General features: G+C 68.1%; 20 protein-coding genes. 9 read left to right on the top strand and 11 right to left on the bottom strand.

Annotated features, from left to right (window positions below):
- Positions 1-6: 6 nt before the first annotated feature.
- Complete coding sequence (clpS, locus tag MFF24_RS19230; RefSeq protein ID WP_238226582.1) at positions 7-402, bottom strand: ATP-dependent Clp protease adapter ClpS; 396 nt, start codon at positions 400-402, stop codon at positions 7-9.
- A gap of 447 nt (positions 403-849) precedes the next feature.
- Here clpS and MFF24_RS19225 point away from each other — a divergent pair, with 447 nt between their 5' ends.
- Positions 850-2334, top strand: a complete 1485-nt coding sequence (locus MFF24_RS19225) for a D-alanyl-D-alanine carboxypeptidase (RefSeq protein ID WP_238226491.1) — start codon at positions 850-852, stop codon at positions 2332-2334.
- Positions 2335-2461: 127 nt separating this feature from the next.
- On the opposite strand, the gene MFF24_RS19220 is transcribed toward MFF24_RS19225, so the two are convergent.
- Positions 2462-3157, bottom strand: coding sequence for a J domain-containing protein (locus MFF24_RS19220; RefSeq protein WP_108942655.1), 696 nt, complete (start codon positions 3155-3157; stop codon positions 2462-2464).
- A 69-nt stretch (positions 3158-3226) separates the two neighbouring features.
- Complete coding sequence (locus MFF24_RS19215) at positions 3227-4375, bottom strand: S1C family serine protease (protein ID WP_166061168.1); 1149 nt, start codon at positions 4373-4375, stop codon at positions 3227-3229.
- A gap of 561 nt (positions 4376-4936) precedes the next feature.
- Between MFF24_RS19215 and MFF24_RS19210 the strand changes: the two genes are divergently transcribed.
- Positions 4937-5152, top strand: coding sequence for a hypothetical protein (locus MFF24_RS19210; RefSeq protein ID WP_108942654.1), 216 nt, complete (start codon positions 4937-4939; stop codon positions 5150-5152).
- An 8-nt stretch (positions 5153-5160) separates the two neighbouring features.
- Here MFF24_RS19210 and MFF24_RS19205 read toward each other — a convergent pair whose 3' ends face one another.
- The gene (locus MFF24_RS19205; RefSeq protein ID WP_238226489.1) at positions 5161-6084 is read right to left on the bottom strand and encodes a DUF817 domain-containing protein; all 924 of its coding nucleotides are present in this window, start codon (positions 6082-6084) and stop codon (positions 5161-5163) included.
- 131 nt (positions 6085-6215) lie between these two features.
- Here MFF24_RS19205 and MFF24_RS19200 point away from each other — a divergent pair, with 131 nt between their 5' ends.
- The 3 genes from MFF24_RS19200 (at position 6216) to MFF24_RS19190 (ending at position 10646) form a co-directional block, all read left to right on the top strand.
- The gene (locus MFF24_RS19200) at positions 6216-6728 is read left to right on the top strand and encodes a hypothetical protein (protein WP_238226488.1); all 513 of its coding nucleotides are present in this window, start codon (positions 6216-6218) and stop codon (positions 6726-6728) included.
- A gap of 114 nt (positions 6729-6842) precedes the next feature.
- Positions 6843-9008 carry a methylmalonyl-CoA mutase gene (scpA, locus tag MFF24_RS19195; RefSeq protein WP_238226486.1) on the top strand — a complete coding sequence of 722 codons (2166 nt, stop codon included), beginning with the start codon at positions 6843-6845 and terminating at the stop codon, positions 9006-9008.
- A gap of 204 nt (positions 9009-9212) precedes the next feature.
- On the top strand, positions 9213-10646 hold the full coding sequence (locus MFF24_RS19190) for a mannose-1-phosphate guanylyltransferase/mannose-6-phosphate isomerase (RefSeq protein ID WP_238226484.1): 1434 nt from the start codon (positions 9213-9215) through the stop codon (positions 10644-10646).
- Positions 10647-10648: 2 nt separating this feature from the next.
- Here MFF24_RS19190 and glpD read toward each other — a convergent pair whose 3' ends face one another.
- The 4 genes from glpD to MFF24_RS19170 form a co-directional block, all read right to left on the bottom strand.
- Entirely contained in the window at positions 10649-12145 is a 1497-nt protein-coding gene (gene glpD, locus MFF24_RS19185) for a glycerol-3-phosphate dehydrogenase (RefSeq protein ID WP_238226482.1), read from the bottom strand.
- The gene (locus MFF24_RS19180; RefSeq protein WP_238226480.1) at positions 12142-12450 is read right to left on the bottom strand and encodes a hypothetical protein; all 309 of its coding nucleotides are present in this window, start codon (positions 12448-12450) and stop codon (positions 12142-12144) included. Before MFF24_RS19180 ends, glpD begins: the two co-directional genes overlap by 4 nt.
- Before the next feature lie 8 nt (positions 12451-12458).
- The gene (locus MFF24_RS19175) at positions 12459-12644 is read right to left on the bottom strand and encodes a hypothetical protein (protein WP_108942647.1); all 186 of its coding nucleotides are present in this window, start codon (positions 12642-12644) and stop codon (positions 12459-12461) included.
- 105 nt (positions 12645-12749) lie between these two features.
- A complete protein-coding gene (locus tag MFF24_RS19170; RefSeq protein ID WP_238226478.1) occupies positions 12750-12959 on the bottom strand; it encodes a hypothetical protein in 210 nt (69 codons plus the stop codon).
- A gap of 335 nt (positions 12960-13294) precedes the next feature.
- Here MFF24_RS19170 and MFF24_RS19165 point away from each other — a divergent pair, with 335 nt between their 5' ends.
- A complete protein-coding gene (locus tag MFF24_RS19165) occupies positions 13295-14938 on the top strand; it encodes an inorganic phosphate transporter (RefSeq protein ID WP_238226476.1) in 1644 nt (547 codons plus the stop codon).
- 12 nt (positions 14939-14950) lie between these two features.
- Here the strand turns inward: MFF24_RS19165 and glcE are convergent, their stop codons facing one another.
- Positions 14951-16141: a glycolate oxidase subunit GlcE gene (glcE, locus tag MFF24_RS19160; RefSeq protein ID WP_238226474.1), complete on the bottom strand. Its 1191-nt coding sequence runs from the start codon at positions 16139-16141 to the stop codon at positions 14951-14953.
- A 99-nt stretch (positions 16142-16240) separates the two neighbouring features.
- The gene (locus MFF24_RS19155; RefSeq protein WP_238226472.1) at positions 16241-17716 is read right to left on the bottom strand and encodes a lipopolysaccharide biosynthesis protein; all 1476 of its coding nucleotides are present in this window, start codon (positions 17714-17716) and stop codon (positions 16241-16243) included.
- 204 nt (positions 17717-17920) lie between these two features.
- On the opposite strand from MFF24_RS19155, the gene MFF24_RS19150 reads away from it, so the two are divergent.
- Positions 17921-18562: a MarC family protein gene (locus MFF24_RS19150; protein ID WP_238226470.1), complete on the top strand. Its 642-nt coding sequence runs from the start codon at positions 17921-17923 to the stop codon at positions 18560-18562.
- A gap of 225 nt (positions 18563-18787) precedes the next feature.
- On the opposite strand, the gene MFF24_RS19145 is transcribed toward MFF24_RS19150, so the two are convergent.
- Positions 18788-19792, bottom strand: a complete 1005-nt coding sequence (locus tag MFF24_RS19145; RefSeq protein WP_238226468.1) for a magnesium transporter CorA family protein — start codon at positions 19790-19792, stop codon at positions 18788-18790.
- Between the two features lie 214 nt (positions 19793-20006).
- Here MFF24_RS19145 and groES point away from each other — a divergent pair, with 214 nt between their 5' ends.
- Positions 20007-20297: a co-chaperone GroES gene (groES, locus tag MFF24_RS19140; protein ID WP_108943123.1), complete on the top strand. Its 291-nt coding sequence runs from the start codon at positions 20007-20009 to the stop codon at positions 20295-20297.
- A gap of 84 nt (positions 20298-20381) precedes the next feature.
- A complete protein-coding gene (gene groL, locus MFF24_RS19135) occupies positions 20382-22025 on the top strand; it encodes a chaperonin GroEL (RefSeq protein ID WP_108942640.1) in 1644 nt (547 codons plus the stop codon).
- Positions 22026-22215 lie beyond the last annotated feature (190 nt).

Genomic DNA, 22215 nt, shown 5'->3' with positions numbered 1-22215 from the left:
GGATGCCTATTTCTTTTCCATAACGCACTGAAGCGGATGTTGGTGCTTGCGGGCGAAATCCATCACCTGCGTCACTTTCGTTTCCGCAACTTCGTAGGTGAACACGCCACACTCCCCCACGCCATTGTGGTGGACGTGCATCATGATCTGGTAGGCGTCTTCGTGGCTCTTGTTGAAGAAGCGCTCCACGACGTGCACGACAAATTCCATCGGCGTGTAGTCGTCGTTGAGCAGCAGCACGCGGTACAGGCTCGGTCGCTTCGCGCGCGGCTTGGTCCGGGTGATGATCGCGGTGCCCGAACGATCATCGTCGCCCGAGTTGCGCGGGGTCGAAGCCGCACGCACCGGCACCCGTCCCCGACCCGCCTCCTGCACTTCGTTCTGGATCAGCTTAGAAGACATCTGAATCGAAGCGACCTTGGTCTGGCAGCCTTCGGCACCGGCATCCCGGTGGAGGGGCGCGGTGCTCACCAGGCAATCTATAGGCCGATCGGCGACTGCGCCAGAGAGGTGCGTGAAACTGTCCGGCCGCGCCATATCCTCCGGCCTCTCCTTCGACGCCGCTCGCACCCGCGTTCCCGCACACGCGCGTGAAACGCGCCGCAGCGGTCGCCGGTGCCCGATCGCGAGGAGCTAAATCATTGGCACGGGGCGGGCGCCGCTGCCCCGTCAAGATTGGCTTAACCCCTGTGGCAAAAGGGCGATCTCGAACTTGGATGCGGTCGCATTAACGGCCGCGTAACCGCGTTCATCCTACCGTCCTCGGCAGAGATTGCGGACCCGGTGGCGGTGTCCGTGAAGGGTGCCAGCCGGGCCGGAATGCCCGACTGTCGAGGCGAAGGTTTCGAGATGCGTCGCGTAGAAGGCCGGCCCACCACGGGGTCCCGCGCTGTCGCCGTGCTGCTCCTGGCGACGAGTTTTCTCGTCGCGGTGGCCGATCCCGCGGAGGCCAAGCGCCGGGGCCACGCCCGCAAGGCGGTGAGCGGCTACAACCCGCCCTACGCAGCCATGGTCGTCGACGTAAAGTCGGGCCGGACGCTCCACGCGGTCAACGAGGACGCGCTGCGCCACCCGGCCTCGATCACCAAGGTGATGACCCTCTACATGCTCTTCGAGCAGATGGAGCGGGGCCGCTACGACCTCGATTCGCCGCTCTCCATCTCGGCCAAAGCCGCCGCCCAGGCGCCGTCGAAGCTCGGCCTGCGCCCCGGCTCGACCATCACGGTCGAGGAGGCGATCAAGGCGCTGGTGACCAAGTCGGCCAATGACGTGGCCTGCGCCATCGGCGAGAACATCGCCGGCTCCGAGCCGCGATTTGCCGACATGATGACCCGCAAGGCCAAGGCGCTCGGCATGAGCCGCACCAACTTCGCCAACGCCTCGGGCCTGCCAGACCCGGATCAGATCACCACGGCGCACGACCTCTCCATCCTGGCCCGCGCCATTCAGGATCGTTTCCCGCGCCAGTATCGCTACTTCCAGACCCGCTCCTTCGCCTTCCGCGGTCGGGTCATCGGCAACCACAACCGCCTGCTCGGTACCGTCGAGGGCGTGGACGGCATCAAGACCGGCTACACCCGCGATTCCGGCTTCAACCTGATGACCGCGGCCAAGCTCGGCGACCGCCAGATTGTGGCGATCGTGCTCGGCGGCAAGTCGGGCGCGAGCCGCGACCGGATCATGGCGGATCTCGTGCGCGCCAACCTGCCCCGTGCCTATGCCGGCGCCCGCCAGACGGCGCCCGTCGTCGAGGTGGCCGAGCGCGGCCGCCCGGCGGTCGTCGCCGAGGCCGAGTCCCGCACCCGTACCGTCCTCGCCTCGGCGGACGACGACGGCATCGAGACCACGAGTTCCACCAGCACCGCGCCCCTTGACATCCGTCCGTCCACGACGACGCCGGGTTCGCGCCGCGCCGGCCTCCAGGCGCTGCCGAACGCCGCCCAGGCCTATGCCGGGCCGGCGAGCCAAGCGCCGTTCCCGAGCGCCGGCGGCAAGACCACCGCCCGCCTGCCCGCCGTGGAGGGCGTCGCCTCCCGCGCCGAGGGCCCGCCGAAGGACGCCCGCGGCGACAGCGCCAAGCCCGTCACGCCGAGCCCCTGGGTGATCCAGCTCGGCGCCATGGACGATGAGGACAAGGCGAAGTCGATCCTCGCCGACGCCCGCAGCCGGACCGGCATGCTGTCCAAGGCCGCCCCCTACACCGTGCGCGTGACGCACGGCGGCACCACACTCTACCGCGCCCGCTTCTCGGGCTTCTCCGAGCAGAGCACCGCGCAGGATGCCTGCGCCGCGCTGAAGAAGAACGGCTTCAACTGCTTCGCCACCCGGAGCTGATCGGATCCAACACGCCTCCTCGGTGCGGCGGCCGGCGCGTTCGGCCGGCGGTCGCCCGAGGACAAGAGCCGCAGCAAGGTGGCCGGATTCTCCTCGTCATATCGACCCTGACAACGCGCGTGGAGTTTTAGCGATGTCGGTTCACCAGCCTGTCACGCGCCGCGTTCACGCGCGCCGCCCGCTCGACGCTGCCGCCCTGGTCGGGATGCAGCCGCTTCATCAGCGCCCGATGAGTCGCGCGGACCTCCTCCAGGGACGCCCCGCGCTCAAGCCCCAAGACCTGATAGGCCTCCTCCTCCGTCATCGTCCCTGGCTTCGCCGGGCCGCCCGGCCGCGAGTCTCGGTCGCTATCAGCGTCTACACGCCAGCCGGACTGCCGGCGGTCGAGATACGCCTCTAGCAGGCGCGTGCCCTCGGGATCGTGCGGGCGCAAAAGGATCGTCAGCTCGATCAGCGCCTCCGTCGGCACCGCCGAGAGGCGGCGCCCGGCGAAGGGGCCGACGAACAGGGTCCCGTCCAGCGGCGCGCCGTCGAAGGCGAACTCAAGTTCGAGCGAGGCGGAGCGCACCGGCTGCGGCTCGCGATAGCCACGCCACGCGCGGACCCGACGGATGACGCCAGCCTCGCCCTCCGTCAGCCAGATTCCGCCCGCGCCAAGCAGGAGTGCGAGGACGAAGCTGCCGCGCAGCGACAGCACGAAGGCCGCGGCCAGCAGGGTGTAGCCGGCGAGCAGCCGGGGCGTCAGGCCGAAGGGCAGGCGCCCGTTGCGGCGGCCGAGCCACCAGAATCCGATGAGCGCCAGAAGGCCGAGGGCGAGGAGCATGCCTCGCTCATCGGCCGGTTCGGCCCGCGGGTAAAGCGCTCATCCGATGCAGGGGCTTGGTGCCCCTCATCATAGCCGCGTCTGCGCCACATCCGCCGTGTTCAGCCGAACGGTCCGCACCCGGCCGTCGCGCTCCACCAGCAGCGTGACCGGGCGGTCGAGCCCCGCCTCCTCGACGACGGCGGTGAGGTCCGACAGGCGGTGGACGGGGCGACCGTTGGCGCCGACGATGACGTCGCCGATGGTGCCGCTGCGGGGATCGACACCGCGCAAGCCCGCCTGCGCCGCCGGCGAGCCGGGGAGCACCCGCAGCACCACAACGCCATCAATACCGAGGCGAGCGGCTGTCGCCTCCTGGCCGGCGATAATGCCGATGCCGGGATTGCGCACACGGCCGTTCTTGATCAGGTCGGGCACCACCCGGTTCACCACATCGACCGGCACCGCGAAGCCGATGCCGGCGCTGGCCCCGGAGGGCGAGAAGATCGCGGTGTTGACGCCGATGAGACGGCCCGCGGAGTCGAGCAAGGGTCCACCGGAATTGCCGGGATTGATCGCCGCATCGGTCTGGATCACGCCGGACAATTCACGGCCCTCCTGCGTCGGCAGGCGACGTTGGAGCGCGCTGATGACGCCGGTCGTCAGGGTGTGGTCGAGGCCGAACGGGTTGCCGATGGCGAAGGCGGATTGCCCGACCTTGAGGTCGGCCGACGTTCCCACAGCGAGCGGTGGGGGCATCTTGGCCACGCGGCCGAGCTGGAGCACGGCGAGATCGTAGCTCGGTGCGGTGCCGACGACCCGCGCGCCCACCACCTCGCCGGAGGCGAGCCGTACGGAAATCGAGCCGCCGCCCTTGGTCGCGGCCTCGACCACGTGGTTGTTGGTCACGACATGGCCGGCGGCGTCCCAGACGAAGCCCGTGCCGGTCTGCGTGCCGGAGCCTTGCTGCTGCTGCTCTCCCTGGCCGAACTCGTCATCCGGCTCCATCAGCGCACGCCCTTGCGCCGCCGCCTGGGCGAAGACGTGGACGACGGAGGGCGCGGCGCGGGCGAAGAGATCGACCGTCGTCTTCTCCGCCGCCGATAGGTCACCGCGCGCGGTCACCGAGCGCGGCGCGTCCGCCGAGTAGAGGAAGGCGAGGATGTAGGGCTGCGCCACGAAGGCGATCAGCAGCCCCAGAGTCACGCCCAAGGCGATTCGCAAGAAACGATCCGGCACCGACAACCCCAACCCTTGACCGCGATCCCGCCCGAGCATGGCCCAAGCCTTTGCCTCGACCGGCCCGCGCGGTCGATCCACCGCGCGCCCCGCTTCGGCGGTACGGGCAGCGTTCAGACTCGCTCGACCACACTCCCGGATATGCAGTCGATGGCGACGGCGATCGCGGAACCTCGAGAAATGAGACTTAGCTGTGTCCGGTGTGGCCTCCAGTCAACAAATCCCCGCTTTCCCGCACAGGCAGGCTGGGTGCGACACCGCACGGCCAAGCCTCACACTCGAGAGTAACCAATTGCATACTGTTTCGTACGCAGTGTCTTCTTACTGATGAAGGCGTCCGTGGGCGGGCCTGGACTAATTCTTGGCAAAACCGAGGCAAAGGTCAGGTGAGGAACTGCGACGAAACGGTGACCGATTGGCCGTCGAGCACTCGAATTGATCGCAAAGCCGCCCAAGAGATGCTCCGATCGCCCTTGAAACTTTGAACACACCGTCCCGACGGTCTCAGTCGTCGCGGCGTCCTTTAACGGACGGATACGGTTCGCACAGGAAGAACCAGAGATGGAAACCGAAGCTCTCGAACGTCCTGCCGACCTCACCATCTGGCGCACGCTGCCGGCCTCCTCTCCGCTGGCTCAGCCCGAGCGCTACGGCACCCTGCGCGAGGCGCTCGCCGCCGCCAAGGGTGCCCTGGGCGATCCCTCGAAGCAGCCCTGGATCATCACGGAAGAGGGCGAGATCCTCTCCCCGAACTGGATCCGCACCTACGTCAACTGATCGCCGCCTCAGCGCGCGGGTCGCGGTTGCGCCGGATCGGCGGGCCGCGCGGGTTCCGCCTCGGAGCAAGGCTCCGGCCGGTTCACCAGCGTGACCAGTACGTAGGACACGATCATCAGCAGGAACCACGAGCCGAGCTTGGCCGCCGAGACTGGCGACCAGCCGGCCGCCTGGTTCGGGTAGAGCCAGACACGGCTCGCCGTGCCGATATTCTCGGCGAACCAGATGAAGAGCGACACGAGGACGAAGCCGAGCAGCAGCGGCATCTGACGATGCACGTGCCAGACCTTGAAATGCACGATCGTGGCGCCGAACAGCAGACCGGTTGCAATGAACAGCAGCGCGCGTAAATCCGCCATGTAGTGGTGGCTGAAGAAGTTGACGTAGATCGCGCCGGCCAGCGGCAGCGTGAACATCAACGGTGGGTGCCGCGTGAAGCGGAAGTCGAACAGGCGCCAGACACGGGCGATGTAGGAGCCGATGCTGGCATACATGAAGCCGGTGAACAGCGGCACGCCCATGATCCGGAGCCAGCTCGCCTCCGGATAGATCCACGAACCGACGCTGGTCTTGAAGATCTCCATCGCCGTCCCGACGATGTGATAGAGCGCAATGACCTTGGCCTCCTCCCAAGTCTCCATGCCGAGCGCCAGAAGCGCCACCTGGATCAGCACGGCCGCGACGGTGAGGAAGTCGTAGCGCGAGAGCGGTGCGGAGGCCGGGTAGAACAAGTGCGTGCCGATCAGCAGCACGCAGATCAGGCCGCCGAACAGGCAGGCCCAGCCCTGCTTCACTCCGAATCTCAGAAATTCGTAGGCGAAGGCGGCGAAGTGTCCATGCGCCTGCGCCCGAGCGCCGAGCCGACGCTCGGTCTCGACGAAGCCGGCCAGGAACGGCCAATTGCGCGCCGCGCTCGGTGTCTTCCTTCGCACGAAACGCATCCTACCCGCTCAGCCCCGTTCATTGCCCGAATCGCGTGCCGAGCGGATCGGAGGAAAGCGTCGGTTTGACGTTCATCGGCGCGTCGAAGCACATTCGGCGTAAGAAGTAAGGGGGAGGGGGCGTGCAGGCGGAAACCGTGGAGGATCGTGCGCGGGCGCGCCACCGCATGGAGCGCGAACTGCGCCGACTGGAAGGACTCGCGGGACGAAAGCGGGTCCGCCGACGGATTCTGCGGGCGCTGCGCGGCACGGCCGGAGCGGCGGCGACCTTCGGCGCGCTGGTCAAGCTGAAGCTCGTCGGGACGCTGGCCGGAAAGGCCGCGATCGCCTTGGCCGTCGGCCTCGGGCTGGCATGGCCGACGCTGGTCATCGGCATCATCGGCTTGGTCGGGATCGTGCTGGCGCTGCTCAGCTTGTTCAGCGGTGAGGGCGGTCCGCACAGCTTCGACTGCGATTGGCCCTGCGAGTGCGGACGAAAGGAGGCGCGAGCGCGGCGCCTGAAGCACCTGATCGCTCAACGGCGATCCTGGCTCGCCGCCCCCTCCGGTGCGGCCCCGAGCGTCCGCTGGGATGCCAGGGGACGTTACGCCACGGCGACGGCGGGGAGGGCGAACGCGCGGAAGCGGAGCCGCTGACGCCAGCCTTTTTGACAGTAGCCGCCTTTGACGGCACGCCTATAATGCTCAAAAAAATCTTCAAGAAACCACGACAGCTTCGGACTCCGAGGCTGAGGCCAGGAAACCCGCGTCATGATCTCCCGGATCCCCGATTTCACCTCAGTGGCCTTCGCGGCCGACGGCTTCAAGGCGCCGCCTCCGCCGGCCTCCGAGCCGTGGATGACGCCCGAGGGCATTCCGGTGAAGGGGTTCTACGGTCCTGAGGATCGCGAGGGCTGCGAGGGCATCGACTCGTTTCCCGGCCTGCCGCCCTACCTGCGCGGTCCTTATCCGGCGATGTATGTCACCCAGCCCTGGACGATCCGGCAATATGCCGGATTCTCCACGGCGGAGGATTCGAACGCCTTCTACCGGCGCAACCTTGCGGCCGGCCAGAAGGGCCTCTCGGTCGCCTTCGATCTCGCCACCCACCGCGGCTACGATTCGGATCACCCGCGCGTCTCGGGCGATGTCGGCATGGCGGGTGTCGCGATCGACTCGATCTACGACATGCGCACCCTGTTCTCCGGCATCCCACTCGACGAGATGACGGTGTCGATGACGATGAACGGCGCGGTGCTGCCCGTGCTCGCCCTCTACATCGTCGCGGCCGAGGAGCAGGGCGTGCCGCCCGAGAAGCTTGCCGGCACGATCCAGAACGACATTCTGAAAGAGTTCATGGTCCGCAACACCTACATCTATCCCCCCAAGGGATCGATGCGGATCATCTCGGACATCTTCGGTTACACCTCGAAGAACATGCCGAAGTTCAATTCGATCTCGATCTCCGGCTACCACATGCAGGAGGCCGGGGCGACGCAGGATCTGGAGCTCGCCTACACGCTCGCTGACGGCGTCGAGTACATCAAGGCTGGCCTCGCGGCAGGCCTCACCATCGACCAGTTCGCGCCGCGCCTGTCGTTCTTCTGGGCGATCGGGATGAACTTCTTCATGGAGATCGCCAAGATGCGGGCCGCGCGCCTGATCTGGGCCAAGCTCGTCAAGGAGTTCGAGCCGAAGAGCGACAAGTCGCTTCCCCTGCGCACCCACTCGCAGACCAGTGGCTGGTCGCTGACGGCGCAGGACGTGTTCAACAACGTCACCCGCACCTGCATCGAGGCGATGGCGGCGACCCAAGGCGGCACACAGTCGCTCCACACCAACGCGCTCGACGAGGCGCTGGCGCTGCCGACCGACTTCTCGGCCCGCATCGCCCGCAACACGCAGCTCTTCCTGCAGCAGGAGAGCGGCACGACGCGGATCATCGATCCGTGGGGCGGCTCCTACTATGTCGAGCGCCTGACCCACGACATCGCCGCGCGGGCCTGGGAGCATATCCGTGAGGTCGAGGCGCTCGGCGGCATGGCAAAGGCCATCGAGGCCGGCATCCCGAAGCTGCGTATTGAGGAGGCGGCGGCGCGTGCTCAGGCGCGAATCGATTCCGGGCGCCAGACGATCGTCGGCATCAACAAGTACAAGCCCGACGACGAGATGAAGATCGATCTCTTGCGGGTCGACAACGCCGACGTGCGCGCCAAGCAGATCGACAAGCTCAAGCGCCTGCGCGCCGAGCGCAATCAAGCCGAGGTCGATGCGGCGCTGGCGGCGCTGACGAAGGCCGCGGACGGCGAAGGCAACCTGCTCGAACTGGCGGTGAACGCGGCGCGGGCCAAGGCCACGGTCGGCGAGATCTCGGAGGCGCTGGAGAAGGCTTGGGGCCGACACCGCGCGGAGATCCGCTCGATCTCGGGCGTCTACAAGCGAGAGGTGGGCGGCATGTCGCCGGTGGTGGAGAAGGTCCGCGGCCTCGTCGAGGCCTTCGAAGAGAATGACGGGCGCCGCCCGCGCATCCTGGTCGCCAAGATGGGCCAGGACGGGCACGACCGCGGCCAGAAGGTGATCGCCTCGGCGTTCGCCGACCTCGGCTTCGACGTCGATATCGGGCCGCTCTTCGCCACGCCGGACGAGGCGGCACGTCAGGCTGTGGAGAACGACGTGCACATCGTCGGCGTCTCCTCGCTGGCGGCGGGCCACCTGACGCTGGTGCCGGAACTGAAGGCCGCGCTGAAGCAGGAGGGCCGCGACGACGTGATGATCGTAGTCGGCGGCGTGATCCCGCCGGGCGATTACGATGCGCTCTACGCCGCTGGCGCCTCGGCGATCTTCCCGCCGGGCACCGTGATCGCGGAAGCGGCGGTAAAGCTTCTCGGCGAACTCAACGGGCGCCTCGGCTACGGCGAGCGGCAGGCGGCTGAATAGCCCTTCCCAACCCCAGGCGGAGGCACCTGCCTCCGCCGTTCCTCAATCGGCCTTCGCCGGATTTACCTGAATCGCAGGCATGTCGGCCCGCCTCGTGGTGTCCTGCGGGTAGATCGGCTAAGAGGACGGAGCTTACTTTCGCGCCTGCCGCTCCCGGACTGTTCTGACCGGCTGGCGCCTCTTGATACGCAACGGGGCTGAGCCATGGCCGAGGCGGACCACGAAACAATCCTGCCCGTAATCCTGTGCGGCGGCTCGGGCACGCGGCTATGGCCGGCCTCGCGCGAGAGCATGCCGAAGCAGTTCACGCCGCTCGTCGATCCCGCAACCTCGACCTTCCAGGCGACCGTTCGCCGCGTTGCCGACGGGCACGTGTTCGCCAAACCGACGGTGATCGCGTCCGCCGAGTCCCGCTTCATCGTCGCCGAGCAGCTCGCGCAGAGTGGGGTCGCCGCCGACATCCTGCTCGAACCCGAGCGGCGCGATTCCGCGGCCGCCGTGGCGGTGGCCGCGCTCCACGGTGCGCAGCGCGGGCCGGAGACGGTGGTTCTGGTGATGGCTGCCGATCACGTGATCGAGGACGCCGCTGCCTTCGCGCAGGCCGCGCAGGAAGCCGCCCGCGGCGCCCGGCTCGGCCAGATCATGACGCTCGGCATCACCCCGACCCGGCCCGCGACCGAGTACGGCTACATCCGCACCGGCGGCGCACTTACAGACGCGCCGGGCCTCTTCCGGGTCGAGCGCTTCGTCGAGAAACCCGACGCGGCCGGCGCCGAGCGCCTGATCGGGGAGGGTGCCCTGTGGAACTCGGGCTACTTCCTGTTCCGTGCCGACGTGATGATCACCGAGCTGGAGGCGTACGCGCCGCAGGTGCTGGAGGCCGCCCGCGGCGCGCTCGCCAATGCCGCCACCGATCTCGACTTCGTGCGGCTCCAGGCCGAGTCCTTCGCGCGGGCGCCGAAAACCTCGATCGACTACGCAGTCATGGAGCGCACCACCCGCGCGGGCGTGCTCGCGGTCTCCTTCGCGTGGTCGGATGTCGGCACCTGGGACGCCGTCTGGCAGGTGCTGGAGCGCGACCCGCAGGGAAATGCCGTACGCGGGCGCGTCGAGCTGGTGGAGACGACAGGCAGCCTCGTCCATAGCGAGGGGGACGGGCTCACCACCGTGGTCGGGCTCGACGACGTGGTGGTGGTCGCGACCCCCGATGCGGTGCTGGTCGCATCCAAGACCCAGTCGGGCAAGGTCAAGGATCTCGTCACGGTCCTGCGCGAGAAGGCGCATCCGGAGGCGGACGCCCATCGCCGGATCTATCGTCCCTGGGGCTGGTACCAGCGCATCGACATCGGCGAGCGCTTTCAGGTGAAGCGGATCATGGTGACGCCGGGCGGCCGGCTCTCGCTGCAGAAGCACTTCCACCGGGCCGAGCATTGGGTGGTGGTGAAGGGCACCGCCGAGGTGACGCTCAACGATTCAATCATCCTCGTCCACGAGAACGAGGCGGTCTACCTGCCGATCGGCTCGATGCACCGCCTGACCAATCCCGGAAAAATTCCGCTCGAACTGATCGAGGTGCAGGTCGGCTCCTATACGGGCGAGGACGACATCATCCGCCTTGAGGACGTCTACGGCCGCTGAGATCAGCAACCGGACGCGGCGGCGAGGTAGCGCCCGAGCCGCGCGACCCCCTCCCGATCCATGTGCAGGCCGAGCTTCGAGCGGCGCCAGAGGATGTCGTCGGACGCGCGCGCCCATTCGTGCCGCACCAGGTAGTCGACCTCGCGGGCGCTGAGATCGCCGCCGAAGATCTCGCCGAGATCGGACGGGGCGCGCGCATCGCCGAGCAGCAGGGCGGCGCGGGTACCGTAGGCGCGGCCGAGCCGCCGGACCGTCGCCTCGGGCAGGAACGGGTACTCGGCTGCGAGCGTACTCGCAAACGCTTCGAAATCCGCGCCGGGCATATCGCCGCCGGGCAGCGGCGCGGCGCCGGTCCAGACAGGCTTCATGCCCGGCAGGTGCGGCTTCAGCTTCTCCAGCGCGTGCTCGGCGAGCCGCCGGTAGGTGGTGATCTTGCCCCCGAACACGGAGAGCACCGGCGGCCCCTCATGGTCGAGATCCAGCACGTAGTCGCGGGTCACCGCCGAGGCGTTCGCGGCGGCATCGTCGTAGAGCGGCCGGAGCCCCGAAAAACTCCAGACCACGTCGTCCGGGCCGATCGACCGCTCGAACGAGCGATTGATGCAGGCGCAGAGATAGCGCGTCTCCTCGGCCGAGATGCGAACCGGGCCGGGCTCACCCTCGTGCGCCACGTCGGTGGTGCCGATCAGGGTGAAGTCGCGCTCGTAGGGGATGGCGAAGACGATGCGCCGGTCGGGCTGTTGCAGGATGTAGGCCTGATCGCCAGCGTAGAGCCGCCGCACCACGATGTGGCTGCCCTTGACGAGCCGCACCTTCGGCCGGGCCTCGAGCGCGAGCGTGCGCAGCAGGGTCTCGCCGACCCACGGACCGGCGGCGTTGACGACGATGCGGGCCCGCACGCTCTCCCGCTGCCGCCGTTCGGCATCGTAGAGGGTGACGGTCCAGGCGCCAGCCTCGCGCCGGGCGGATTCCACGGTGGTGCGAGTGCGGATCTCCGCGCCGTGCTCGGCGGCGTCGACCGCGTTCAGCACGACGAGGCGGCTGTCCTCGACCCAGCAATCGGAATAGGCGAAGCCCCGCGTCAGCCGCTTCTGGAGCGGCGCACCGACGCCGTCGCGGCCGAGGCGCAGCGCCTGAGAGCGCGGCAGCGCTCTGAGGCGGGCGAGGTGGTCGTAGAGGAACAGCCCGACCCGCAGCATCCAGACCGGGCGCAAGCCGGCATCGTGCGGCAGGACGAAACGCAGCGGCCAGATGATGTGCGGGGCGAGCCGCATCAGGCGCTCGCGCTCGGCCAACGCCTCGCGCACGAGCCGGAACTCGTACTGCTCGAGGTAGCGCAGGCCGCCATGGATCAGCTTGGTCGAGGCGGACGAGGTGTGCTCTGCCAAGTCGCCCCGCTCGCACAGCAGGACGCGAAGCCCGCGCCCGGCGGCGTCGCGGGCGATGCCGACGCCGTTGATGCCGCCGCCGATAACGAGGAGATCGAAAGGGTCGCTCACGAGCGGCCCAGACCACCGAAGCCGAGGCTGACCACGACCCCGATGAGCACGGCGGCCCCGAGGCAGCGCCGCCACGGATTGACCCCGCGGGCAATCTCATCGATCGCCCAGACGGTGAGGCTCAGAAGCGCGACGACCCGAAGTCCCGCGAAGACCGGAGCCGGCAGGCCGGGCATCACCGCCTCAAGCAGCCATTCCAGGGCCGAGGCCGCAGCGAAGATCCACAGGGGCGCATTCGGCCATTGGCCGATCACGACCGCGCCGGTGCGCCGATCGCGGAAGATCCAATCGAAGGCCCGGCGCAAGCGAGGCCTCAGATCGCGTCCGTGCCCCTCGCGGCACGGATCGGCTCACAGATCTTCGGGCTGATTTGGTCGAGATGTGGGCAGGCATTGGTCTGGTACCAGCCGCGCAGCTCTGGCTGCTTCGGCGCGACGTACATCGCCGTCAGGACGAAACCGCCGGCGATCAGGATCAACAGCAGGAGAAGGTTGCGCAAGGGCGGGCTCCAATCCGTCGGGTCACGGCGGAAAAGCCGGGCTCCTCGCGGCAGACGCGTGAAGGCGGGGAGAGTTCCCTGGCCAAGCCTCGCATCGATGCCTCATCAACGGCGCAGGTCGTCCACGGTCTGCGGCCGGGTATGGGTCAGCGGACCCTGCGAGCCGGGCAGGAGCCCGAGATCCTGAAGCCAGAGCATGGCGAGCAGCGCGGCGATCAGGCTGCCGACACTCATCAGGATGGTGAGGTTCCGCCGCCGGACGATGATGAGGACCAGCACGACAAGCAGGGCCAGCGAGAGCGCGAGCGTCAACATGGCGGACCTTCTACGACGATCCGGCCTGCGCGTCGCGTCCGCTCCGCGTCACGGTGGCCAGAACGAGCGCCAATTTATCTTCGAGCCAATTCTGACAGGGAATGAGAGACGACAATTCAAAGCTTCGAGACATTGATCAGACGCGGCCGTCTGCAGGTGTCATCAAAAATTCACGGAACCGCACAGCTCACTAACATTTGTAAGCTCGGTGGTGGGTCTGGTGCGGTGGCAGGTGCTGCCTTGCCCCTCCGAGGCAACGGGCCGGTGGGCGAGGATCGGCCTGTCTCGATGCCGATTTCTACCGATCGCAGCCGTCGAAGTTCTCCGAGGTTCAGATGTCAGACGCTCTCAGCCTGGCGAGCGACGGTTCGGCCGCCGAGCGCGCCGGACCATCCGCCCGCGGTCCCAATCTCGGCGGGCGCACGCATCCGGCGGGTATCGGCCTGTTCTTTCTCGTGCTCGTCGGCGGCATCGGCTACGCGCTGTTCAACCTGATCACCGACATGCAGGCGGCCGGCCAGCCGCCGCTGGCGATCGGCGCCTTCGCGCTGCTCGGCCTCGCGCTGCTCATCGCACTCGGCTTCGAGTTCGTGAACGGGTTTCACGACACCGCCAACGCGGTCGCGACGGTGATCTACACGCACAGCCTGCCCCCCGCCGTCGCGGTGGTCTATTCGGGTGTGCTGAACTTCCTCGGTGTCGTCGTCTCAACCGGCGCCGTCGCCTACAGCGTGGTGACGCTGCTCCCCGTCGAACTGGTGCTCAAGGCGGGTTCGAGCGCGGGCTACGCGATGATCTTCGCGCTGCTCATCGCGGCCATCATCTGGAACCTGGGCACCTGGGCGCTCGGCCTGCCGAATTCCTCCTCGCACGCGCTGATCGGCTCGGTCCTCGGCGTCGGCCTCGCCAACCAGCTCCTCGCTCCCGAGGGGTCGGACACGTCCGGGGTGCAGTGGGATCAGGCGTGGAGCGTGCTGCGCGCCCTGCTGTTCAGCCCGGTCGTCGGCTTCGTCATGGCGGCCCTGCTGCTGCTGGCGATGCGCTTTCTGATCCGCAACCGCGCCCTCTACCGGGAGCCCGAGGCCGACGCGCCGCCCCCGCTCTGGATCCGCGCCCTGCTGATCCTGACCTGCGGCGGCGTCTCTTTCGCCCATGGCGGCAATGACGGGCAGAAGGGCATGGGCCTGATCATGCTGATCCTGATCGGCGCCGCGCCCACGGCCTACGCGCTCAACCGGACGATGTCGGAAGCATCGACGCCCGCCTTCGTTCAGGTCTCCGAGCGCGCCCGGACGGTCTTTCAGAAGCGGGCGGAGCAGGCCCCGCTGCCGAGCCCGGCCGAGGCGCGGGCGCAGATCACCGAAGCCGCGGGCAAGAAGGATCTCGATCGGCCCGAGGTTTACGCGGCGCTCGCCGCCCTTTCGAACGACATCGCCACGCAGGTGAAGGCGTACGGAGCGCTCCGACACGTGCCGGCGGAGGCGACGCCGAACCTGCGCAACGACATGTATCTCGCCTCCGACGCCATCCACAGCCTGAAGAAGCGCGAGGGCCTGTTCGTCGCTGACGAGGCGGAGACGCTGAAGACCTACGAGACGAGCCTCAACGACGGCACGCGCTACATCCCGACCTGGGTGAAGTTGTCGGTCGCCTTGGCGCTCGGCCTCGGCACGATGGTCGGCTGGAAGCGCATCGTCGTCACCGTCGGCAGCCGCATCGGCAAGAAGCACCTGACCTATGCCCAGGGTGCTTCCGCCGAGATCACCGCGGCGGGCACCATCGGCCTCGCCGAGGCCTACGGCCTGCCGGTCTCGACCACCCACATCCTGTCGAGCGGCGTGGCCGGCACCATGGCGGCCAACGGGTCCGGCCTGCAATGGGCCACGGTGCGCAACCTCGCCATCGCGTGGCTGCTCACCCTCCCGGCGGCGATCACCCTGGCCGGGCTCCTCTACGCCGGGTTGCGATTCGTGTTCTGACGCGGCGTTCGGTCAGACGCCGGCATACATCCGGCCGGGATTGAAGATGCCGGCCGGATCGTGCGCGGCCTTGATGCCGGCGGTGATCCGCATCAGCGGCTCGGGCAGCGGCTCGAAAACGGGGACCGCCGCGCGTAGGGTCTCGGATGCGCGCACCAGCGTCGCGTGGCCGCTCCCGGCCGCCTTCACGGCGGCGCGGATCACGGCGGCACCGGCATCGTCCGCAGGATCGGTGGCGAGCCAGATCAGGCCGCCGCCCCAATCGTAGAACCAGCGCGCGGCGCGCTCGGCCCCGATCGCGGCGGTGACCGCCGGTCCGCGGGTCGGCGCGGTGGAGATCCGCCAGATCGCGGCCTCCCGCGGCTCGGCCAGCGGCGTCGCATCGCGCACGGCACGCCAGAGCGCGGTGCTGGCCTCGTCCGCGACGGTATGCGCCGCGCCGTAGCGGCGTAGCAGCCGGCGCAGCTCGCCGAGGCGATAATCCACCGACTTCGAAAACCCCTCGACGCGCATCAGGGTGCGCGCCTCGCCGCCGCCGACACCGCCGGGCAGATGGGCGGCACCCGTGAGCTCGAACGGCGAGCCGAGGGCGGCGGCGAGCGCTTCGACCGCCGTCGCGTCGTCGAGGCTTGGCAGGACCAGGGTCGTGACCTGCTCCTGCACCGGCAGCACCTTGAAGGTGACCTCGGTCAGCAGGCCGAGGGTGCCCCAGGAGCCGGCCATCAGCTTCACGAGGTCGAGGCCGGTGACGTTCTTCATCACCCGCCCCCCGGACTTGATCGGCTGGCCACGTCCGTTGACGAAGCGCACGCCGATCAGGCTGTCGCGGGCCGCGCCCGCATTGATGCGCCGCGGCCCGGAATTGTTGGCTGCCGCCACCGCGCCGAAGGTCGGCTCGCCGGTGGAGCCGAGGAGCGGGCGGTGATCCATCGGCTCGAAGGGCAACATCTGGCCGCGCTCGGCCAGCAGGGCCTCCACCTCGGCGAGCGGCGTGCCGGCCCGGGCAGCGACCACCATCTCGGCCGGTTCGTAGAGGGTGATGCCGGTGAGCCCGGTCGCGGAAAGCGTCGCCTCGTCCTGGGGCGGACGTCCGAACGCCGCCTTGGTGCCGCCCCCGATGAGCCGCAGCGGTTCCGAGCGGCCGGCCGCCTGCGCGACAATGGCGGCCGCCTCCTGCTCGCTGGCCGGCGCGTATGAGGTCATCGTTTCCGTCCCGTGGGATTTCTTTTGGGCGTTTTTAAAAGCGCGTCCGGACTCAAACCCCGATTGGATGAGCCTGGCAAGCCGGCCTTGGTGCCCGCCTCAACGAACGGGCGCGGGAAGCCGTTTCGGAAAGCGCTCCCGCACCACCGTGCGCAGCCCCGCGATGTCGAGGAACCAGACCAGCGCGCCGTAGACCAAGACCCCGGCGCCGATACAGGTCGGCAGGGCCAGCGTCGGCTCCAGGCTGCGGAACGGCAGCACCGCCAGAACCATGGCGAGGCAGGCGCCCACGGTCAGGGCGAGGTCGCGTCCCGGCAGAGGCAGGCGTTCGTTTCCCGTCAGGGCCCGCAGGCCGAGCACGACGACCGCCGCGACAAGCCCTAGGGTTTGCGCGACGGCAACGCCCTGCGGTCCGATCCACCGCGGCAGCAGGAGGAGGCCGACACCGTTGACGGCCAACCCGACCAGGGCGGCGGCGACGACCGGGCTCGTCCGGCGCCGGATCTGGAAAATCGGATTGAGGGCGAAATTTATGATCGAGAGGCAGAACAGGCCCGGGATCAGCAGGTCGGTGTAATCCGCGAACGGCCCGCGGAACTCCTCCGGCACGATCAACGCCTGGAGTGCCGGGGTCACCGCCCAGTAGCCCGCCGCGCAGGGAAGGAGCAGCGCCACCACGATGGCGATGTTGCGTGAGACCTGGGTCTCGGCGGCCTCGCGGCCGTGATGCTCCTCGGCCTGCACGGCGATCTGGAACAGGAGCAGGTCGAGGGCCGCCCCGAGCGTCGAGAAGGCCCGCGAGCCGAGATCGGCGGCGAGCGCGAAGTAGCCCGCCTCGGCGAATCCCGCTGTTCCGGCGATGGCGGCCCGGTTGAGGAAGGGCATGATCTGGTAGACGGCGTTGGCCGCGATCAGGGGCAGGCCGTAGGCGGCGAACAGGCGCAGGGTCCGTCGCATCTGGCCGTGGGGCGATGCGGGTGCGTGTCCGAGGAGCCCGTCACCGAGAAGCTTGTCGCCGAGAATCTTGCGCATCGGCAGCACCGCGAGGAACTGGCTCGCGCCGCCCGCGATCAGCACCCAGATCGGTTGGGGAAACAGCCAGGCTGTACCGGCCATCAGGATGAAGGCGAGGACGTTCTTCCACACCACGAGCCGGAGATAGGCGCCGCCGATGAAGCGGGCGCGGGCGAGGGCCGCGTGGTAGTCGAACAAACCGATGCCGATCGCCGCGACCATGGTGCCGGCGGTCATCACCAGCCGGCCTTCAGGGGTCGGATCGACGGCGATCCCGAGCCCGGCGCAGAGCGCGGCAGCGGCGAACAACGCCAGAGCGATGGCCCCGTAGGCCCGATCGAGCCCCCGGCGGATCCACGGCTCGGTCTCGCGCACCCGCGCCGAGTAGAACCGCGTCGCCGAGAGCCGCAGCCACTCGAACAGGAGCGTGTTGAGCACCACCGCTCCGGCCGTCGCCAGGGCGAAGCGGCCGAAATCCGCCGGTCCCAGCATCCGGGCGATGGCGATGCCGAGGACGAAGTTCAGCCCGGCATTGAGGATGAAGGCGGCGATGACGGCCATGGGACGGGGTGCGGTGCTCGCTCAGCCTGGAGCCAAGTGTCGTTCACAGGCGAGACTCGCAGCTAGCCGCCAACAAAGCCTGAATTGTGGGGCGGCCGCGTCACCGCCGTTGCAGTACGGGTCCGCGTCCCGGCTCGCCGTCGCGGGCCGAGACGAGCTTCGAGCCGTGCTATGAGCCCGTGGCGCTCGAACTCAAGGCTCGCGATGTCGATCGACCTGCCCTTCGTCACGAAGGTGTTCTCCGCCCTGTTCGCCATCATGAACCCGATCGCGAACGTGCCTGTGTTCCTCTCCCTCACCGAGGGCGCCTCCGACGCCGTCCGGCGGCGAGTGGCCGCCACCGCCGCTCTTGGGACCACGATCGGGTGCCTCATCTCGATCATGGGCGGACAGGCTGTCCTGGATGCCTTCGGTCTCAGCGTCGACGACTTCCGTCTGGCGGGCGGACTCATCGTCCTGACGATCGCGCTCTCGATGCTGCAGGGTTCATCGAGCCAGACGCACGGCCGCACACCCAAGGAGAAGAAGGACACGGCCGATGCGGAGAGCGTCGCAATCTATCCGCTGACGATTCCACTGCTCGTAGGTCCGGGAACGATCGCCACGCTCATCGTCTACGGCCACGCCGCCGAAGCAAAGGACAAATGGCCGGAACTCGCGATCGGCGTCGGCGCCTTCCTCGCTCTCCTGACAGTCGCGCTGCTCTCCGCCCCGTGGCTGGGCCGCCACCTCTCCGCAACCGCAACCGCGATCACGCGCCGCCTGATGGGCATGATCCTCGCCGCCGTCGCGATGGAGATGATCGTGACGAGCCTGCGGAACCTCTTCCCCGGCCTCAGCCACTGAACCGGTCTCCGCTTGATCAGAGCGTGGAGCGGATCAGCCAGCCCGCGCGGCGCTCGAGCGAGGGCCAAATCCTCCATCCCAAGGGGATCAATCGGATTTGGTATGAGGCGCGGAATGCCCCCGAAACGCGCGCGCCTCGCCACGCGGCGCTATGTGTCTCTCACACTCCCGCTGCGCTGTCTTCAGAGCGAGAACGGCCGGTGATCGGGAGTTTTGTGAGGCACTCTAAAGCCAGCCCTTCGCCTTAAAGTAGAGCAGCGGGACGACCGCCGAGATCGCGATCAGGGCAAGGCCGTAAGGGTAGCCGTAGGCCCAATCGAGTTCCGGCATATGCTTGAAGTTCATGCCGTACATGGAGGCGACGAGAGTCGGCGGCACGCCGACCACCGATACGACGGTGAGGACGCGGAAGGCGTTGTTCTGCTCGATGTTGATGAGCCCGAGGGTCGCATCGAGCAGGAATTGGACGGTCTCGGAGAGCCGCGTCTCGAACTCGTCGATCGAAGCGATATCGCCCGCCAGCGTGTCGAAGCGGGGCAGCTCGTCCTCGCCGAGGAGCTGCTGGCACTCGCCCTTGGTGAAGGCGATGATCCGCGCGAGCCCGAGCAGGCTGGCGCGGACCTTGGCCAGCGACTTGCCGTGGCGCCCGACCGAGCGGAGCAGGCGGCGCAGCGCGAGGTCGCGGCGCTTCGGGGCCGTGGTGTCGCCCTTCCGCGCGCCTGGCCGTGCGCCGCTATCGAAGTCGAAGATGCGGGTGGAGAGGCTGTCGAGATCGCCCGACATCTCCTCCAGAAGGTCGGCGAGATTATCGACCAGTTCCTCGACCACGAGCAGGAACATCCGCGTGCTGGTGGTACCGTCGCCGTCCCCGTCATCCACACGTTTGCGCACCGCCGCGAAGGCCCGCATTTCGTGGAAGCGTACGGTGACGAGGTGATCGGCGGTGAGCAGGAAGCCGAGCGGCTTCAGGCTGAAATCCGAGCGGTCGAACGTCACCATCGGCGTCGAGAGCGAGAGGCCGTCCCGGTTGCGCCGCAGGCGGCTCGACGATTCCACCTCGCTGAGCGCGGCGCGCGACGGAATGCGGATGCCGGTCTTCTTCTCGACCCGTGCCGCCTCTTCCGCGGTCGGGTCGTTCAAGTCGATCCAGAGCGCATGGTCGGGCAGGCTTGCGCCGCCGTCCGCGCCGCCGTGTTCGACGGCACCGGTCGCTCCGTGCAGGCTCATCATCGGGAAGAATCGTCCGTGTCGTGCGGGATGCACGAGAAATTCGTGCGGAAACGCCGCAGCCGGGAAGAAGCTGCGCCTTGACTCGAAAACGGCCCGAGCCTATCTCGCGACCGTCGTTAGCACTCACCTGTTTCGAGTGCTAACAATCAGGTGGAGCGCGGTCGCTTCCGGCCGCATGAAGACCAATCGCCAATTCGAAGCAAGAGGGCAGCTCATGAAGTTCCGTCCGCTGCACGACCGCGTCGTCGTCCGTCGCATCGAGAGCGAAGAGAAGACGAAGGGCGGCATCATCATTCCGGATACCGCCAAGGAGAAGCCGCAGGAGGGCGAGATCGTCGCCGTCGGCCCGGGTGCCCGTGATGACCAGGGCCGCGTCAACGCCCTTGACGTGAAGGTCGGTGACCGCGTGCTGTTCGGCAAGTGGTCCGGCACCGAGGTCAAGATCGACGGCCAGGATCTCCTCATCATGAAGGAATCCGACATCATGGGCGTCGTCGCCGTCTAAGGCCACGCCCACTTCATCGCCCTTCGAGGCCGCTCTCGCTGGCTTCAGGGCATTCCGACACTCTCATCTGAGGCAGGTACTCACATGGCAGCGAAAGACGTTCGTTTCTCCGCCGACGCTCGCGACAAGATGCTGCGCGGCGTCGACATCCTCGCGGATGCCGTCAAGGTCACCCTCGGCCCCAAGGGCCGCAACGTCGTCATCGAGAAGAGCTTCGGCGCGCCCCGGATCACCAAGGACGGTGTGACGGTCGCCAAGGAGATCGAGCTCTCCGACCGCTTCGAGAACATGGGCGCCCAGATGGTGCGCGAAGTGGCCTCGAAGACCAACGACATCGCCGGTGACGGCACCACCACCGCGACCGTGCTGGCCCAGGCCATTGTCCGCGAGGGCGCTAAGTACGTCGCCGCCGGCATCAACCCGATGGACCTGAAGCGCGGCATCGACCTCGCCACGGCCGCCGCGGTGAAGGACATCACCGCCCGCGCCAAGAAGGTCGCCTCCTCGGAGGAGGTCGCTCAGGTCGGCACGATCTCCGCCAATGGCGACAAGGAGATCGGCGAGATGATCGCCCACGCCATGCAGAAGGTGGGCAACGAGGGCGTCATCACCGTCGAGGAGGCCAAGACCGCCGAGACCGAGCTCGACGTCGTCGAGGGCATGCAGTTCGACCGCGGCTACCTCTCCCCATACTTCGTCACGAACGCGGAGAAGATGGTCGCCGAGCTCGAGGACCCCTACATCCTCATCCACGAGAAGAAGCTCTCCTCGCTCCAGCCGATGCTCCCGGTCCTTGAGGCCGTGGTGCAGACCGGCAAGCCGCTGCTCATCATTGCCGAGGACATCGAGGGCGAGGCGCTCGCCACGCTCGTCGTGAACAAGCTGCGCGGCGGCCTGAAGGTCGCGGCCGTGAAGGCTCCGGGCTTCGGTGATCGCCGCAAGGCGATGCTCGAGGACATCGCGATCCTCACCAAGGGCCAGACCATCTCCGAGGATCTCGGCATCAAGCTCGAGAACGTCGCCCTGCCGATGCTCGGCCGCGCCAAGCGCGTCCGCATCGAGAAGGAGAACACCACGATCATCGACGGTCTCGGCGAGAAGGCCGACATCGAGGCCCGCGTCGGGCAGATCAAGGCGCAGATCGAGGAGACCACCTCGGACTACGACCGTGAGAAGCTCCAGGAGCGTCTGGCCAAGCTCGCGGGCGGCGTCGCGGTGATCCGCGTCGGCGGCGCGACCGAGGTCGAGGTCAAGGAGAAGAAGGATCGCGTGGACGACGCGCTCAACGCCACCCGCGCTGCGGTGGAAGAGGGCATCGTCCCCGGCGGCGGCACGGCTCTGCTGCGCGCCAAGAAGGCGGTCGCCGAGCTGAAGTCCGACATCCCGGACGTCCAGGCCGGCATCAAGATCGTGCTCAAGGCGCTCGAGGCCCCGCTGCGCCAGATCGCCCAGAACGCGGGCGTCGAGGGTTCGATCGTCGTCGGCAAGATCACCGACAACACCGGCTCCGAGACCTTCGGCTTCAACGCGCAGACCGAAGAGTACGTCGACATGATCCAGGCCGGCATCGTCGACCCGGCCAAGGTCGTGCGCACCGCCCTTCAGGACGCCGCTTCGGTGGCCGGCCTGCTGGTGACCACGGAAGCCATGGTCGCCGACGCGCCGAAGAAGGACAGCGGCGCCCCGGCGATGCCGGGCGGCGGCGGCATGGGCGGCATGGACTTCTAAGGTCCACGTCCACCATCGAAGAATGGAGGAAGGGGTCGCCGAAAGGCGGCCCCTTCTTCGTTGGCAGACCCCGGGCAGACTCGAATGCAACCGCTGGGGCAAAGCGACGGCCCCGCAGGAAAAGCACGCCGAGTCTATCCTATGCAGTGGCCGCAGCGGCCAGGTCTCGGCAGCTTCGTCTCGGCAGCCC

The organism is Methylorubrum aminovorans (assembly GCF_022179725.1).
In the GTDB taxonomy this organism is placed as follows: domain Bacteria; phylum Pseudomonadota; class Alphaproteobacteria; order Rhizobiales; family Beijerinckiaceae; genus Methylobacterium; species Methylobacterium aminovorans.
This window is presented reverse-complemented; position numbering and strand designations above follow the sequence as displayed.

Bases quoted from the DNA above. Each gene is read 5' to 3' on its own strand.
- groL (WP_108942640.1), top strand. From the start codon at position 20,382: ATGGCAGCGAAAGACGTTCGTTTCTCCGCCGACGCTCGCGACAAGATG.
- MFF24_RS19170 (WP_238226478.1), bottom strand. From the start codon at position 12,959: ATGTTGACGCTCGCGCTCTCGCTGGCCCTGCTTGTCGTGCTGGTCCTC.
- MFF24_RS19190 (WP_238226484.1), top strand. From the start codon at position 9,213: ATGGCCGAGGCGGACCACGAAACAATCCTGCCCGTAATCCTGTGCGGC.
- MFF24_RS19165 (WP_238226476.1), top strand. From the start codon at position 13,295: ATGTCAGACGCTCTCAGCCTGGCGAGCGACGGTTCGGCCGCCGAGCGC.
- MFF24_RS19210 (WP_108942654.1), top strand. From the start codon at position 4,937: ATGGAAACCGAAGCTCTCGAACGTCCTGCCGACCTCACCATCTGGCGC.
- groES (WP_108943123.1), top strand. From the start codon at position 20,007: ATGAAGTTCCGTCCGCTGCACGACCGCGTCGTCGTCCGTCGCATCGAG.
- MFF24_RS19145 (WP_238226468.1), bottom strand. From the start codon at position 19,792: ATGATGAGCCTGCACGGAGCGACCGGTGCCGTCGAACACGGCGGCGCG.
- scpA (WP_238226486.1), top strand. From the start codon at position 6,843: ATGATCTCCCGGATCCCCGATTTCACCTCAGTGGCCTTCGCGGCCGAC.
- MFF24_RS19150 (WP_238226470.1), top strand. From the start codon at position 17,921: ATGTCGATCGACCTGCCCTTCGTCACGAAGGTGTTCTCCGCCCTGTTC.
- glcE (WP_238226474.1), bottom strand. From the start codon at position 16,141: ATGACCTCATACGCGCCGGCCAGCGAGCAGGAGGCGGCCGCCATTGTC.
- clpS (WP_238226582.1), bottom strand. From the start codon at position 402: ATGTCTTCTAAGCTGATCCAGAACGAAGTGCAGGAGGCGGGTCGGGGA.
- MFF24_RS19155 (WP_238226472.1), bottom strand. From the start codon at position 17,716: ATGGCCGTCATCGCCGCCTTCATCCTCAATGCCGGGCTGAACTTCGTC.
- MFF24_RS19220 (WP_108942655.1), bottom strand. From the start codon at position 3,157: ATGCTCCTCGCCCTCGGCCTTCTGGCGCTCATCGGATTCTGGTGGCTC.
- MFF24_RS19225 (WP_238226491.1), top strand. From the start codon at position 850: ATGCGTCGCGTAGAAGGCCGGCCCACCACGGGGTCCCGCGCTGTCGCC.